Source organism: Streptomyces sp. SAI-135 (assembly GCF_029893805.1).
In the GTDB taxonomy this organism is placed as follows: Bacteria; Actinomycetota; Actinomycetes; order Streptomycetales; family Streptomycetaceae; genus Streptomyces.
The window spans coordinates 1,289,043-1,304,956 of record NZ_JARXYP010000002.1 but is presented as its reverse complement, the minus strand read 5'-3'; the positions used below and the strand labels follow the sequence as shown (position 1 = coordinate 1,304,956).

Here is a 15,914-nt window from a genome sequence, read left to right as displayed (position 1 = left end):
TGGCAGGGCGGAGCTACGGTTTCCCCATGTCGAAGATCCTCTTTGTGATGACCGGTGCCGACCACTGGACCCTGGCCGACGGCACCCAGCACCCGACCGGCTTCTGGGCCGAGGAGGCCGTCGCCCCGTACGAGGCCTTCAAGGCCGCGGGACACGAGATCGTCGTGGCCACGCCGGGCGGTGTCGTGCCGACCGTGGACAAGGGCAGCCTCGCGGCCGAGGTCAACGGCGGCCAGGAGAACGCCGACCGCATCGCCGCGGTGCTCGCCTCGGCGCCCGAACTGCAGGCCCCGGTACGGTTGGACGAGGTCGACCTCGACGACTACGTGGCCGTCTTCTACCCCGGTGGCCACGGGCCGATGGAGGACCTCGCGGTCGACGCGGACTCGGGCCGGCTGCTCACCCGCGCCCTGGAGAGCGGAAAGCCCCTCGGCGTCGTCTGCCACGCCCCGGCCGCGCTGCTCGCCGCCACCGGGGCCGACGGCTCCAACGCGTTCGCCGGGCGCCGGGTGGCGGCTTTCACCAACGCCGAGGAGACCCAGGCGGGCCTCGCCGACAAGGCCAAGTGGCTGCTCCAGGACCGGCTCACCGAGGCCGGTGTCCAGGTCGAGCCGTCCGAGCCGTGGGCGCCGCATGTGATCGTCGACGGCAACCTGGTGACCGGGCAGAACCCGGCGTCCTCCGCGCCGCTCGCCGCCGAGCTGCTGAAGAAGCTGGGCTGAGCGAGGGCCGGCGTCGCGCGAGGCGGCGGCAGATCGGGCCGCCGCAGCGGGGGAGCCCGGCCGCCAGAGGCCGGGCCGAGTCTCTGAGACTGCTCAAGTCGCTTGGCGGACACGGCAGATGGCCGTCACGATGATCCGCATGTCGGTAATCGCGGGACTGAACAAGAAACACAACTTCGTGCTGCTCGTGCGGGACGCGGACGTCGTCGCAAGCGCCCTGCGCCAGGCGCTCGCCGAGGCCCCGCCCGAGGAACGGCCCGGGCTGGAACGGGCCGTGGCACTCGTCGAGTCCACCGGCGCCGCCACCGAGGCCGGGCTGCGCGCCCGCTGGGTCCGTTCCCGGCTGGCCGCCGTCGGCTTCACGGGTGACATCACCTCGGTCGCGGCGGTGCGGGCGCTGCGCAAGGCGGAACCGAAGCTCAGCCTGTTGGCGGCCGTGGAGTTGCAGAAGGACGCGGTGGCTCATCCGGAGTGATCCGGAATGATCCGACTGTTCCGTGGTGATCCGGATGAGCCGCGCGTGCGGGCGGGTACGGGCGCGGATGCGGATGCAGATGCGCGGACGGTGTCGGGGCGTGGGCGTGGGCGCGGATGCGCATACGCGGACGGTGTCGAGGCGTGGTCAGCCCGCCGCCGCGCGCCGGGTCAGCGCCGCGATGACCGCGGCGGTGCCGGCGAGCACCGCGACGCTGGTGAGCGCGGCGGGCAGCGAGAACCAGTCGGCCATGAAGCCGATGGCGGGCGGGCCGAGCAGCATGCCGCCGTAGCCGAGGGTGGAGGCGACGGCGACTCCGTCGGGCCCGGCCAGCCTGCCCGCGCGCTCGACGGCGACGGGGAACAGGTTGGCGAGACCGAGCCCCGTGATCATGAAGCCGAGCAGAGCCGCCCAGACGGACGGAGCGAGGGCTCCGAGCAGCATGCCGAGCGCGGCGGTGGTGCCGCCGCCCACGAGCGTGCGGGTCTGGCCGAGACGTTCGAGCAGCTTGGTGCCGCTCAGCCGGCCGATCGTCATGGCGAGCGCGAAGCACGAGTAACCGACCGCCGCGACGCCCGGTGTGGCGTCCAGGTCGTGCTCCAGATGCAGGGCGCTCCAGTCGGCCAGCGCACCCTCGCCGTAGGCCGTGCACAGGGCGATCAGGCCGAAGGTGACGACGAGGCCGCGGGTGCGGGTGGGGGTTTTCGAAGGTCGGCGTGCGGCATCGTGCGGCGGTGTGTCCCGCACGGGTGTCGGCGGCTGGATGCGCAGCAGGGTCCGGCCCGCGACGGCGGTGACGAGCAGACCGACCAGAGTGAGGCCGAACAGGTGCCGCGTGGGCGACAGACCTCCGGCCACCAGCCCGCCGATCCCGGCACCGAGCATGCCGCCCAGACTGAAAGCCGCGTGGAAACTGGGCATGATGGGCCGCCGCAGCGCGCCCACCAGATCGACCGCGGCACTGTTGAAGGCGACGTTGATGCTGCCGTACGCGGCCCCGAAGACCAGCAGCACGGCGCCGAGCGCCGGAGCGGAGTGGGTGAGCGGCGGCAGGGCGACGCTGAGGGAGAGCAGGACGGCGCAGACGACGGTGACCCGGTGGGTGCCGTAACGGCGGCACAGCCGTCCCGTGAGCATCATCGTGATCACCGCGCCGGCCGAGACACCGAGCAGGGCGAGACCGAGGGCGCTGGCGGAGGCGCCGGTCTGTTCCTTGATCGCGGGGATGCGGACGACCCACCCGGCGAAGACGAAGCCGTCGAGGGCGAAGAAGACGGTGAGGGCGATACGGAGGCGGGTGAGGGAGTTGTCCGGCAGGGCGATGCCTGTACGCAGTTTGTTTATCAGCGGCACAAAATCAGCGTAGGCGCGTGCTCGATTGTCGGCAAGAGTGTTCGGGTGAGCGAAGAAGGGGCCGGGTCCGGACCCTTGGGGTGCCGTCATCGGATCTGCACGCGTCTGCATGCCAACTTCACCTCATTACCGGTGGGTCGGGCGCGGTGGCGTTGGATGCTGGACGGCACGGCGGTGGAAGGAGCGCTCCAAGTGGTTCTCGGCGCACGCGACGGCATGGCGGGGACAGGGACGCACGTGGGGGCGAGCGGTGCCGTCGAGGTCGTGCGGCTCGGTGGAATGTGGCGGGTGACCAGACCCTGGCACCCGGGGTTGCGGCCGTACTTACGCAGCTACGTCGGCTACTGGGAGGCGGTGGCCACGCCGTACGAGGTCCGGCTGGTGCCGACCGGGCGTGCCACCCTGTTGATCAGTCTCGCGGAGCCCTTCTCGCAGGTGCGGCGGCTGGGTGTGCGGGACGGGGGAAGTGGGAGCATCGGGTCGCTGGTGGTGGGGATGGAGGACCGGCCCGCGATCTGTACGCATCCCGGTGGTCAGGAGGCGATCCGGGTGGAGTTCACACCCCTGGGCGCGTACCGGCTCTTCGGCGTGCCGATGGGTGAGCTGACGAACCTGGCCGTCGAGATACGGGACATTCTGGGTCCCGGGGCCGGGGTGCTGGTGGACCGGATGGCGGCCACGCCCGACTGGGCCGCCAGGTTCGACCTGCTGGACGCGGCGCTGCTGGCCCGGCTCGAGTACGGCCCGCAGCCCACACCCGAGGTGGAACATGCCTGGCAACTGCTCTCCGGGAGTGCGGGCGTGATCCCCATTGCCCGTATCGCCGCCGAAGTGGGCTGGAGTCAGGGGTACTTGATCCGGCGGTTCACTCAGCAGATCGGGCTCACGCCCAAGGCGTCCGCCCGGGTTCTGCGCTTCCGCCATGCCGTGGCGCTGCTCGGTCGCGGGGCGGGGACTCTGACCGAGATCTCCACGGCCTGCGGCTTCTACGACCAGGCGCACCTCAACCGCGAGTTCCGAGCCATCGCCGGAACCACGCCCGGTCAGATGGTGGCCGCGCGCCGGGTGGAGGGTGCCGTGTCCCTCTCCGTGAGTGCAAATTCTTCCAAGACCGCGACGGTTCCCGGCCGATAGCGTCTCCGCGGGTACCGCAGACGGCCGGTCGGATGGCGCGGGGGACCGTCCGACCGGCTTGCCGTGCACCGGGGCCCCTGCCTCACGCGGCCTGTTGCGGAGTCACAGGGCGTCCGGGCCGAGTCGCCCTGAAGGCAGGGCTGGTCCACGGCGGGTTCGGCCGTGTCGTCCTGGACGACGGTCGACGGCCGGGCTGGGCTCGTCTGAGCTCGGCTGTCTGCTTCGCCGTCGTAGAGGCGCCCGGCGAGCAGCTCCTGCCCCAGCCGCCCCGGCGTGCGCGGGCACCCCGCGGCCCACCAGGTGGACGACGCCCGCTGCAGAAGGTGGACGGTCTCGCCGGGCGCGTCCGCAACCCCGTCGGGCCATGACGTACCGCGCGGACGCGCAGGTCCCCGTCGCATGGCCCGTGGCGGTGAGCAGGCTGTTCGCGCAGACCCATTGACCGGCACTGATCCAGACATCTAACCTCCGTCCTCATATGTAGACGATGTTTTTGTATGAGGATCCTGTTCAGCGGAATGACTCCCCACGGGTGGCCCGGTGAACTCTCCTCATCGCCCTGCCGGTTCAAGGGAGAACTGACACATGCCGCTCGTCGTGGTCGGGATCAGCGTTCTCGTCCTGCTCTTTCTGATGACGAAGCTGAAACTGAACGGCTTCGCCGCCCTCCTGCTGGTCGCCGTGGGAGTCGCCCTCGTGAGAGGCATCGGCCTCGAGGACATCCCGGACGTCCTTTCCGAGGGGATCGGGGACCAGATCGGCGACACGATGCTCACCATCGGGCTCGGCGCCATGGTCGGCCGCGTGATGGGGGACTCCGGCGCCGCCCAGCGGATCGCCGGCCGACTCCTCGACGTGTGCGGCCCGCGCTGGGTGCAGGTCGCCATGGTGCTGTCCGCGATGCTCATCGGCGTGACGATGTTCTACGAGGTCGCCTTCGTCATCATCGTGCCGGTCGCCTTCACCCTCGTCCGCGTCACCCGGGCCAACCTGCTCTGGGTCGGGCTGCCGATGTCGATCGCGCTGTCCACCATGCACAGCTTCCTGCCGCCCCACCCGGGCCCCACGGCCGTCGCGGCCACCTTCCACGCCTCCGTCGGACTCACCCTGTTCTACGGCCTGTTCGTCGCCGTCCCGGTCGGCGCGTTCATCGCGTTGCTGTGGCCGCGCCTGCCGTTCGTCCGGCGGATGAACCCCGAGATCCCCAAGGGACTGGTCAGCGAGCGGGTCTTCGAGGAGGAGGAGATGCCCGGCATGGGCTGGTCGCTGGCGGTGGCCCTGCTGCCCGTCGTGCTGATCGCCGGTGCCGCGGTGACCGATCTGGTCACCTCGGGGGACAGCGGCGCACTGCACTTCGTCGCGTTCATCGGCTCAGCGCCCATCGCCCTGCTGCTCACCCTGCTCGTCGCCGTGTGGGTGTTCGGACCGCGGATGGGGCGCAGCCTCGCGGAGGTCAGCACCTCGTGCAGGGAGGCGGCCCAGGCGATGGCGATGATCCTGCTGGTCATCGGGGCGGGCGGCGCCTTCAAGAACGTCCTCGTCGAGGGCGGGATATCCGACTACATCAAGGACGCGACCGACGGCTGGTCCATCTCCCCGATCATCCTGGCCTGGCTGATCGCGGCCATTCTCCGGATCGCCCTCGGCTCGGCGACCGTCGCCGTCGTCACCGCCTCCGGGGTGGCGCTGCCGCTGCTTGCGGGCGGCGGGGTCCACGCCGAGGTCATGGTGCTCGCCGTCTCCTGCGGGTCGATCGCCTTCTCGCACGTCAACGACCCCGGATTCTGGATGTTCAAGGAGTACTTCAACCTGTCCGTCATCGACGCGATCAAGGCACGCACCACCTACACGACGGTCCTCGCGATCCTGGGCCTGGGCGGCGTACTGGTCCTGGAACAGGTGCTGGACGCCCTCAAGGTCTGACCTCCCCCCCGACCCATCGGAAGGACACCGCCCGCAATGAGCCAGCCCGTCGTCACGAAGTTCTCCGTCCACCCGGTGGCCGGCCGGGACTCCATGCTCCTCAACCTCTCCGGCGCCCACGCCCCTTACTTCACCCGGAACGTCGTCGTACTGGAGGACTCCGAGGGACGCACCGGCCTCGGTGAGGTGCCGGGCGGTGACCGCATCACCCAGACCCTGCGTGAGGCCGAGGCCCTCGTCGTCGGCGCCCGCGTGGGCGACTACAAGCGCGTCCTGCACACGATCCACGACACCTTCGCCGACCGCGACTCGGGTGGCCGGGGTGCTCAGACCTTCGATCTGCGGACGACCGTGCACGCGGTCACCGCCGTCGAGTCGGCGCTTCTCGACCTGCTCGGCCAGCACCTCGACGTCCCGGTCGCCGCCCTGCTCGGCGACGGCCAACAGCGCGCTGCCGTAAGGGTCCTGGGCTATCTCTTCTACGTCGGCGACCCGGACCGCACCGACCTCGACTACGTCCGCGAGCCCGACGCGGACGTCGAGTGGTACCGCCTCCGGCGCGAGGAGGCGCTGACCCCCGAGGCGATCGTCCGCCAGGCCGAGGCCACCTACGACCACTACGGCTTCCGCGACTTCAAGCTCAAGGGCGGTGTCCTGCCCGGCAGCGAGGAGGTGAAGGCCGTACGCGCGCTCAAGGAGCGGTTCCCCGAGGCGCGTATCACCCTCGATCCGAACGGCGCCTGGTCCCTGCGCGAGGCGGTCGAACTGTGCCGTCCGCTCGTCGGCACGCTCGCCTACGCCGAGGATCCCTGCGGTGCGGAGGGGGGTTACTCCGGGCGGGAGATCCTCGCCGAGTTCCGCCGGGCCACCGGGCTGCCCACCGCGACCAACATGATCGCCACGGACTGGCGGCAGTTGACCCACGCCCTCGCCCTGCAGTCGGTGTCGATCCCGCTCGCCGACCCGCACTTCTGGACCATGCAGGGCTCGGTCCGGGTCGCCCAGTTGTGCCACGCCATGGGCCTGACCTGGGGCTGCCACTCCAACAACCACTTCGACATCTCGTTGGCGATGATGACGCACTGCGGTGCCGCCGCCCCGGGCGAGTACAACGCCCTCGACACCCACTGGATCTGGCAGGAGGGAAGGGAGCGGCTCACCGTCGAACCGCCACGCATCACCGGCGGCGAGGTCGCCGTCCCGGACGCGCCCGGCCTCGGGGTCCGCCTGGACAGGGACCGGCTCCTCGCGGCACAGGAGCTGCACGAGAAGGTCGCCTCGTCGGGGCGGGACGACGCGGTCGGGATGCGGTACCTCGTCAAGGACTGGGTCTTCGACGCGAAACGCCCCTGTCTCGTGCGCTGATCCGGCGGCGCCGGAGGGCGTCAGCCGGCGCCCAGGTCGTTGACATGGGCAAGACACCTCATTAGCATCCGGGAACACTCCGGAAAGCGCTTTCCAGTTCATGCCTCGACTTTCCCCCCACGGGATCCACCCCCACCTGAGGACCCCCACATGAACCCACGAAAGGCCGCGCTCACCGCCGCGCTCGCCGCCGCCCTCCTGACGGGCCCCGGCACAGCCCAGGCCGCCCCGGCCGCCGCGCCCCCGCCCCACGGACAGGTCGCGGCGGCCACCATCACCTGGACCCTGGAGCGGGCGGGCAACCCCACCGCGGACCAGCAGTCGGCGTACACCCGGATCACCTCGGCCATGAACGCCGCGGTGGCCCGCTACAACAACCTCAGCGACCTGGGGAAGTCCATCACCGTCCGCTACGACACGAGTGTGCCCACCGCCGACGGCAACATCAACGGGACCATCCGCTTCGGCAGCGACCGCGCCTACATGACCGAGCGGACCGCTCTGCACGAGATCGCCCACACGATCGGCGTGGGCACGAGTCGGGGCTGGTCCTCGCTCGGCGGCAGCGGCACCTGGACGGGCGCTCAGGCGACCGCCCTCGTACGGCAGTACGACGGTTCCTCGGCCAAGTTGTCCACCGGCGGCGGCCACTTCTGGCCGTACGGCCTCAACTACGAGAACGAGTTCTCCAGTACGGCGGCCGACCGCCACGTGCGGATCGTCGAGGCCATGGTGCGTGACGGCCTGTGAGCTGAGGAGTTGATGTCCGGGGGCGGAAAACCGCTCCCGGACACGGCCTCCGGGCGCAGGGAGCGCCCCTGAGGGGAAGGGCCCCTGTCGTCCGGCACCTCACCCGCGCGCACTGGAGGCTCCCTTGGACGTCCACGGCACATCCGGCACTTCCCGGCCCGGTCCCCTCTCCCGCCGCAGATTCCTCCAGGCCGCCGGTGTCACCGCCACCGCCGTCGCGGCCACCGGCGCACCCGCCGCGGCCGCACCCTCGCGTACGGCCACCCTCACCCTGACCGCCGCCACCGGCGGTTCCGCGACGCTCTCCCCGGCCGGCGACCGGCTGATCGCCGAGGTGCAGAACGTCCTCTGGTCGATCCCGCGCACCGGCGGCCGGGCCGTCGCGCTCACCCCGCCCGGCCTCGAACCCGCCCGCCCGCAGTTCTCGCCCGACGGCAACCGCCTCGTCGTGTGCGCCTACCGCGGCGGCGGCTTCCACCTGTGGACACTGCGGCCCGACGGCGGTGAGGTACGGCAGCTCACCGACGGTCCCTGGGACGACCGCGGGCCCGCCTGGTCGCCGGACGGCACCCGGATCGCGTTCGCCTCCGAGCGCGGCGGCGACACCGTGACCGGCAGCCCGTACCGCGTCTGGGTCGTCGACGTGCGCTCCGGAGCGCTGACCCGGCTCACCGGACACCCCGGACAGCAGGGCCCGGCACAGGGCGGTGCCTGGGAGGACTTCGACCCCACCTGGTCGGCGGACGGTGAACGCGTCCTGTTCGTGCGCGCGGCCGTCACCGCCACGGGCACCCTGCGCGCCGACACGGTGGCCTCCGTCGCCGCCGACGGCTCGGGACCGGTCACCGTCGAGCACACCGACGACTCCGGCGCCCAGCTCATGACTCCGGCCGTCTCACCGCGCGGCCGCCTCGCGTATCTGCGCACCACGCCCGCGCCCACCGCCTCCTGCACCCTCGTCGTGGACGGCACGCCGGTCACCGTCGACGGCGACGTCCTGCCCGCCCCGCCGCGCTGGACCGCGGGCGAGCGGCTCCTGCTCGCGGTGGACGGCCACTTCCGCCTCCTGGACCCGGCAGCGCCCGCGGCGGGGGAGGAGATCCCGTTCACGGCCGCGATGCCGGTACGGCGGCCCCGCTACCCCGGCAAGGCGTACGACTTCGAGGGCACCGGAATCCGGCGGGTGCGCTCCCTGCACCTGCCCGCGCTCTCGCCCGACGGCCGCAGTGTCGCCTTCGCCGCACTCAACTCCCTGTGGACGGCCGGGACGTCGGGCGGACGCGGTCCCCGGAAGATCCTCCACGTGCCGCCGACGCGCTATGTGTCGGGGCCGGCCTGGACACCCGACGGCACCGGTCTGCTCTACGCGGACGACCGCGACGGGCTGTTCGCCGTACGGCGCCGCGACCTCCACTCCGGAGAGGAGACCGTCCTCGCTTCCGGCGGCCGGGTCTTCCCCGCTCTCTCGCCCGACGGGACCAGGCTGGCCTGCCTGGACATGTCCGGCAACCTCGTCGTGCGCGACCTGTCCGACGGCGGCGAACGCACCCTCGTCGCCCCGCTCGGCGCGGGCGGTCTGCCCGGCCGTCCCAGCTGGTCCCCCGACGGGCGCCACCTCGCCCTGTGCGATCGCAACCGGCTCAACCAGCGCTTCCGGGAGGGCTACAACCTCATCCGGGTCGTCGACACCGCCACCGGCACCGCCACCCTGCACGCCCTCGCCCCGCACACCTCGCTGTCCGACCGGTACGACTCGGGCCCCGTCTGGTCGCCGGACGGCCGCTGGATGGCCGTCATCGCCGAGTCCGCGCTGTGGCTGCTGCCGGTCCGCCCGGACGGAACCCCCGACGGGGAACCACGGCGCCTCACCACCGAGCCCGCCGACCACCCCTCCTGGTCCGCCGACGCCCGCACCCTGCTGTACCTCTCCGCGGGCACCCTGCGCCTGTTCGACGTGCGCGGCGGCAGGGCCCGTACCGTCAAGGTGCCGTTGGACTACCGGCGGCCCCGCCCCGCCGACACCCTGGTGCACGCCGGCCGGTTCTGGGACGGCACCGGACCGGACGTCCGCGAGGACGTCGACCTCCTGATCCGTGACGGACGGATCGCGGAGGTCTCCCCGCACCGCGCCGGACGGCCGTCGGTTCACCGGGTCGACGCGAGCGAGCGCACCGTCCTGCCGGGACTGTGGGACGCGCACACCCACCCCTGGCAGAGCACCTACGGCGGACGGCAGACCGCGCTGCAACTCGCCTACGGCATCACCACCGCCGTCTCCCTGGGCGGCTTCGCCTACGAGCAGGCCCGCATCCGCGAGGCGGTCGCCGCGGGGGCCCTCGCCGGACCGCGGCTGCTGGCCACCGGCGAGCTGCTCGACGGGGCCCGTGTCGCCTACAGCATGGGCCGCGCCCACCGCACCCCCGAGGGACTGCGGCGCTCGCTGGCCCGCGGGGCGGCGCTGGACTGGGACTTCGTGAAGACGTACGTCCGCGCCCCGGGCTGGGTGATGAAGGAGGCCGCCGACTTCGCGCACGAGAGGCTCGGGGTGCGCAGCGGCAGCCACCTCTGCACACCGGGCGTACAGCTCGGGCAGGACCTGACGACCCATCTGCAGGCCACCCAGCGACTGGAGTTCGGGCACGCGACCTCCGCGACGGGCCGCGCCTACCAGGACGTTCAGGAGATCTACACCGAGGCGGGCTTCCACCTGATCGCCACCCCGTTCACCGCGCTCGCCCTGCTGGGCGCCGACCCCGCGCTCGCCGAGGACCGCCGGGTGACCACACTGATGCCGCCGTGGGACACGGCCCTGGTCCGCCAGCAGGCGGGGCAGTCACCCACCGCCGCACAACTCAACACACTTGAGCGGGAGTTGAACGTCTACCGGCAGATCCTGGCAAACGGCGGTCTGGTCGCGCTCGGCACCGACCAGCCGCTCGTGCCGGTCGGACTGCATCTGCACCTCGCCCTGCGGGCACTGCACCGCGGCGGACTCCCCCCGGCCGAGACCCTGCGTACCGCCACCCTGCTGCCCGCCCGCGTGTTCGGCGCGGACACGGACCTCGGCACTTTGGAGGAGGGCAAGCTCGCCGATCTCACGGTCGTGGACGGTGATCCCTTCACCGACTTCGACACCCTGATCCGCACGGTGGCGGTGCTGCGCGGAGGTGTGCTCTTCGAGCAGGCGGACCTCGTGGCCGCCTTCGAATCCGCGCGGCCCACCGGGTCCTCCTCGGGATCGGCCTCCGACGAGCGGTGGCTCCGGGTGAGCCGGGAGCTGCGGCGTGAGGGGTGCTGCGATCCGGGCAGCGTGCAGTGAGGGATGCGCGCGGTATGCGTCGTTTCCGGAGCCACGACACCTCCCGTACGTGCCGAGCCCGCCGGTCTCCCCGCTGTGTGCGTCGGGGCGCACGTTGTGTGAGCGGCGCGTCGCACACAGCCCCGTGCTGAGCGCCGACTGTCCGGGGAGCTTCGGAGGTGGGACTCTGGGACGGGAGAGGTATCCGCCGAGGGGACTCGGGAGGGCCCGATGGGACGTGACGTGCCGGCCCTGGTGTTCACGCGGGAGGACCGCCGGCGATACCGGGACAAGATGCACACCTGCCTCGACGTCCTCGCGCAGATGCTGCGCGAGTCCGGGTTCGAGAGCGAGCGGCCGCAGGTGGGGATCGAGATCGAGCTCAACCTGGTCGGCGCGGACGGGCTCCCGGCGATGCGCAACACCGAGGTGCTCCAGGCGATCGCCGACGCCGCCTGGTCGAGCGAGCTCGGCCGTTTCAACCTGGAGATCAACATCCCGCCCCGCCGCCTGTTGTCCGGGGGGCCGGGCTCCTGGGAGCAGGAGATCCGCGACGCCCTCAACCACGCGGAGGAACGTGCCTCCGCGGTCGGCGCGCATCTGATCATGGTGGGCATCCTGCCGACGCTGCGGGAGACGGACGTCGGCGAGAGCGCCCTGTCCGGCGATCCGCGCTACCGACTCCTCAACGAACAGATCTTCGCGGCACGCGGCGAAGACCTGCGCATCAAGGTCGACGGCGTGGAACGGCTCGCGATGTACGCCGACGCCATCACTCCCGAGGCCGCCTGCACCAGCACGCAGTTCCATCTCCAGGTCGCGCCGCGGGAGTTCGCGGACTACTGGAACGCGGCACAGGCCGTCGCGGGCGTGCAGATCGCCCTCGCGGCCAACTCGCCCTTCCTCTTCGGCAAGGAGCTGTGGCGCGAGACCCGCATCCCCCTCTTCGAGCAGGCCACCGACACCCGGCCCCAGGAGATCAAGGCACAAGGGGTACGGCCCCGGGTGTGGTTCGGGGAGCGGTGGATCACCAGCGTCTTCGACCTGTTCGAGGAGAACGTGCGCTACTTCCCCGCCCTCCTGCCGATCTGCGACGACGAGGACCCGCAACAGGCCCTGGACTGCGGCGGTGTCCCGGAACTCGGCGAACTGACCCTGCACAACGGCACGATCTACCGCTGGAACCGGCCGATCTACGCCGTCACCGACAGCGGCCCGCATCTGCGCATCGAGAACCGGGTGCTGCCCGCCGGTCCCACGGTGGCCGACATCATCGCCAACGGCGCCTTCTACTACGGCCTGACCCGCGCCCTCGTCGACGAGGACCGGCCGGTGTGGACGCGGATGTCCTTCTCGGTCGCCGAGGAGAACCTGCACACCGCCGCCCGTGACGGCATCGACGCCCGCCTGTACTGGCCCGGCGTGGGCGAAGTGCCGGTCACGGAACTGGTGTTGCGGCGACTGCTGCCCCTCGCCCACCGGGGTCTTGAGCTGGCCGGCATGGACGCGGAATGGCGGGAGCCCCTGCTCGGCGTCATCGAGCAGCGGTGTGTCACCGCACGCAACGGCGCCCTGTGGCAGGCCGAGACCGTCCACCACCTGGAGAAGGCGGGTGCCGGCGACCGCCAGGAGGTGCTGCGGCGGATGACGATGACGTACATGGACTACATGCACCTCAACGCACCCGCGCACACCTGGCCCGTGGACTGATCAGCGCCACTCCTCCGCGGACGTCAACGGCACCGGAACCGGCCTCGCGACCGACGTGGACAGCTCGATCCGCCGCCCCTCGGCAGCGGAACGCAACAGGGCGGTCATCGTCTCCAGTACGTGCAGGGCGAGTTCACCGCTCGCGCGCGGTGCTCGCTCTCCGTCGGCGGCGACGAAGTCGAGCAGCCCGACGCCCCGGCCGGCGCCGACGTATCCGGCCGAGGGCGGGAGCGTGCGCCACTGGTCGCCACCGAGCTCCAGCAGCCGTACCTCGCCGTCGAAGATGTTGGGGTCCGGGACCGAGAGGGTGCCGCTCTCGCCGTGGACCTCGATCGGTGCGGCCGTGGTGGCGACACCGTCGAAGCTCGTCGTGAGCGTCGTCAGCGCCCCGCCCTCGTGTTCGAGGACCCCGGAGACATGGCTGTCCACCTCGACCGGGATCCGTTCGCCCGCGCGCGGGCCGGAACCGATGACCCGCTCGGGGCGGAGCCGGCTGGACGCCCCGATCACGGCACGCACCGGGCCCAGCAGATGCACCAGGGAGGTCAGGTAGTACGGCCCCATGTCCAGGAGGGGGCCGCCACCGGGCCGGTAGTAGAAGTCCGGCTGGGGATGCCACCGTTCGTGGCCCGGGGTGACCATGACGGCCGAGGCGAACAGCGGGCGGCCCACGGCCCCGGCGTCCACCGCCGCCCGTGCCGTCTGCACGCCGGTGCCGAGGACCGTGTCCGGCGCGCATCCCACCCCGACCCCCGCCTTCGCCGCGGCCTCCAGGACGGTGCGGGCGTCGGTGAGTTCGGCCGCCAGCGGCTTCTCGCCGTAGACGTGCTTGCCGTGGCCGATGGCACCGTGGGCGATCTCGGCGTGCGCCGCGGGAATGGTGAGATTCAGTACCGTGTCGACGTCCGGGCTGCTCAGCAGGTCCTCGACGGACAGCGCCCGGACGCCCGGCAGTTCGGCGGCGACGGCGGCCGACCGGGACGCGTCCAGGTCGGCGACGGCCGTGACGCGCACGGCGGAGCGGCCCACGAGCGTGTCCAGGTAGGCGCGGGAGATGACGCCGAGTCCTACGACACCGATGCGGTGCGCGTCGCCCACAGCATGCCCCTCTCTATGACGGTACGGACGGCGGGGTGTTCCAGGACGTCGAGGCTGTGCCCGGGGGTCGTCACCACGACTCGTCCGGCGCCCCACCGGCGGGTCCAGACCGCCGGCGAGGTGACCGGCCGGTGCCAGGGCTGCCACGGCCGGGCGGGGTGGGTGGTGGTGGCGAGGACGTCGATCAGGTCGTCGTGGAGCACCCAGTACTGCTCGGTGTGCAGTGCGAAGTCCTCGATGCCCGCGGTCACGGGGTGTTCGCGGCCGAGGTCGGTGAGGTTGACCGTGTGCGGCAGGAAGTTGTCCTCCTCGCCGCCCCGCCGCTCGCACGGCTCCTTGCCGGGATGGGTGGCGAACTGGCCGCCCACCAGGTGCAGATAGTCGGCGCAGGCACGGAACGAGTCGGCGATCCCGCCGTGCCAGCCGGTGAGGCCGGTACCGGCCACCACGGCCGCGCTCAGTCCCGCCACCTGCTCGGCGGTGATCTCGGACATCGTCACGCACTGCACGACGAGATCGGTGGCGGCCATCTCGGCGGTGTCGGCGTACACGGCGGTCGACTCCTCGACGCGGATGTCGTAGCCGTGGCTCTCCAGGAAGGGCAGGAACAACTCGGTGGCCTTGACCGGCTGGTGTCCCTCCCAGCCGCCTCGGACCACCAGTGCTCTCTTTTGTGTCATCTCGTTCCTTCATGGGACGGGACAGGGCCTCTGGGGAGTTCCCCCGGACCGGCCCGGGGAAATCCACATTCCGGTGGCCGGGATTGCGACAACCTCGTCATTGGTGTGGACCTGCCAACCAGCACTGGCTAGGCTCTGCCGAGCCACACCACTGAGAGCGCTCTCACAGAACTCTGCTGTTCCACCCCCACCTTGCTGGAACGACGAAGGGCAATCTCCATGAGACGCACCGCAATCATGCGCGCGGGCCTGGCCGTGCTGCTCCTGCTCGGGCTCGGCGCGACCGCCGGCACGGCCCCGGCCGCCGCCGACGAGAAGCAGCCCGCCTCGGCCGGACTCCTCACGGCGATGCAGCGGGACTTCCACCTCACCGAAGCCGAAGCCGTGGCCAGGCTCGCCGCCGAGCAGCGGGCCACGGCCCTGGAGCCCAAGGTGCGCAGGACCGCCGGTACTTCGTACGGCGGCTCCTGGTTCGACGCGGCCAAGGGCACGCTGACCGTCGCCGTCACCCCCGGCGCCTCCGCCACCGCCCTGCGCGAGATACGGGCGACCGGCGCCACGGTCCGCACCGTCGCCCACAGCGCCCGTGAACTCTCCGCCACCCAGGCCCGGCTCGACAAGCTCGCCGCACCGGCCGCCGTCAGCAGCTGGCACGTGGACCACAAGGCCAGTGCGGTAGTGGTGAACGTCGTCAGCGGCCGACAGCGTGACAACGATGTCCGCGCGTTCGTCGCCCGCGCCCGGCAAGCAGGGCCCGTGACCGTGCGGGAGGTGGCCGCCGCGCCGACCACCTTCGCCGCCGGAACGGTCGGCGGCGACCCGTACTACACCGGCAACGTCCGCTGTTCCATCGGCTTCTCGGTGTACGGCGGCTTCGTCACCGCCGGCCACTGCGACCAGCACACCGGCAGCGTCTACGGCTGGGACCGCAGCTACGTCGGCAACTTCCAGGGCTCCTCCTTCCCGGACAACGACTACGCCTGGGTCAACGTCGGCAGCGGCTGGTGGACCGTCCCGGTCGTGCTCGGCTGGGGCACTGTCTCCGACCAGCTCGTGCGCGGCTCGAACGTGGCGCCCGTCGGCTCCTCCATCTGCCGCTCGGGCTCGACGACCCACTGGCACTGCGGCACGGTCCTCGCCATGAACGAGACCGTCAACTACAGCCAGGGCGCGGTGCACCAGATGACCAAGACCAGCGTCTGCGCCGAACCCGGCGACTCCGGCGGCTCGTTCATCAGCGGCGACCAGGCCCAGGGCGTCACCTCGGGCGGCTGGGGCAACTGCTCCAGCGGCGGCGAGACCTGGTTCCAGCCGGTCAACGAGATCCTCAACCGGTACGGGCTGACGCTGCACACGGCCTGAGCGACAAGGGCGCGGGCCCGGCTTCGGTCGCCGGGCCCGCGCTC

General features: G+C 71.7%; 12 protein-coding genes. 9 read left to right on the top strand and 3 right to left on the bottom strand.

The window, feature by feature from the left end; genetic code table 11:
* Positions 1–26: 26 nt before the first annotated feature.
* Together M2163_RS10250 and M2163_RS10245 are read left to right on the top strand one after the other, a co-directional pair.
* Positions 27–722, top strand: coding sequence for a type 1 glutamine amidotransferase domain-containing protein (locus tag M2163_RS10250; protein ID WP_280853100.1), 696 nt, complete (start codon positions 27–29; stop codon positions 720–722).
* Between the two features lie 139 nt (positions 723–861).
* On the top strand, positions 862–1,197 hold the full coding sequence (locus tag M2163_RS10245; RefSeq protein WP_280853101.1) for a hypothetical protein: 336 nt from the start codon (positions 862–864) through the stop codon (positions 1,195–1,197).
* 147 nt (positions 1,198–1,344) lie between these two features.
* On the opposite strand, the gene M2163_RS10240 is transcribed toward M2163_RS10245, so the two are convergent.
* Positions 1,345–2,514: an MFS transporter gene (locus M2163_RS10240; protein WP_280854271.1), complete on the bottom strand. Its 1,170-nt coding sequence runs from the start codon at positions 2,512–2,514 to the stop codon at positions 1,345–1,347.
* Between the two features lie 252 nt (positions 2,515–2,766).
* Between M2163_RS10240 and M2163_RS10235 the strand changes: the two genes are divergently transcribed.
* From M2163_RS10235 to M2163_RS10210, 6 genes are all read left to right on the top strand, one after another.
* Positions 2,767–3,684, top strand: coding sequence for an AraC family transcriptional regulator (locus M2163_RS10235; RefSeq protein WP_348541397.1), 918 nt, complete (start codon positions 2,767–2,769; stop codon positions 3,682–3,684).
* A 585-nt stretch (positions 3,685–4,269) separates the two neighbouring features.
* Positions 4,270–5,607, top strand: coding sequence for a gluconate:H+ symporter (locus tag M2163_RS10230; protein ID WP_280853103.1), 1,338 nt, complete (start codon positions 4,270–4,272; stop codon positions 5,605–5,607).
* A gap of 36 nt (positions 5,608–5,643) precedes the next feature.
* Entirely contained in the window at positions 5,644–6,972 is a 1,329-nt protein-coding gene (locus M2163_RS10225; RefSeq protein ID WP_280893808.1) for an enolase C-terminal domain-like protein, read from the top strand.
* A 150-nt stretch (positions 6,973–7,122) separates the two neighbouring features.
* Positions 7,123–7,722 carry a hypothetical protein gene (locus M2163_RS10220; RefSeq protein ID WP_280853105.1) on the top strand — a complete coding sequence of 200 codons (600 nt, stop codon included), beginning with the start codon at positions 7,123–7,125 and terminating at the stop codon, positions 7,720–7,722.
* Between the two features lie 124 nt (positions 7,723–7,846).
* A complete protein-coding gene (locus M2163_RS10215) occupies positions 7,847–11,041 on the top strand; it encodes an amidohydrolase family protein (protein WP_280893807.1) in 3,195 nt (1,064 codons plus the stop codon).
* A gap of 210 nt (positions 11,042–11,251) precedes the next feature.
* The gene (locus M2163_RS10210) at positions 11,252–12,730 is read left to right on the top strand and encodes a glutamate--cysteine ligase (RefSeq protein WP_280893806.1); all 1,479 of its coding nucleotides are present in this window, start codon (positions 11,252–11,254) and stop codon (positions 12,728–12,730) included.
* Here M2163_RS10210 and M2163_RS10205 read toward each other — a convergent pair whose 3' ends face one another.
* Together M2163_RS10205 and M2163_RS10200 are read right to left on the bottom strand one after the other, a co-directional pair.
* Positions 12,731–13,828, bottom strand: a complete 1,098-nt coding sequence (locus tag M2163_RS10205; RefSeq protein WP_280893805.1) for a Gfo/Idh/MocA family oxidoreductase — start codon at positions 13,826–13,828, stop codon at positions 12,731–12,733.
* Positions 13,798–14,508: a ThuA domain-containing protein gene (locus M2163_RS10200; RefSeq protein ID WP_280853109.1), complete on the bottom strand. Its 711-nt coding sequence runs from the start codon at positions 14,506–14,508 to the stop codon at positions 13,798–13,800. Before M2163_RS10200 ends, M2163_RS10205 begins: the two co-directional genes overlap by 31 nt.
* 219 nt (positions 14,509–14,727) lie before the next feature.
* On the opposite strand from M2163_RS10200, the gene M2163_RS10195 reads away from it, so the two are divergent.
* On the top strand, positions 14,728–15,870 hold the full coding sequence (locus tag M2163_RS10195; RefSeq protein ID WP_280893804.1) for a S1 family peptidase: 1,143 nt from the start codon (positions 14,728–14,730) through the stop codon (positions 15,868–15,870).
* The last annotated feature ends 44 nt before the right edge of the window (positions 15,871–15,914 follow it).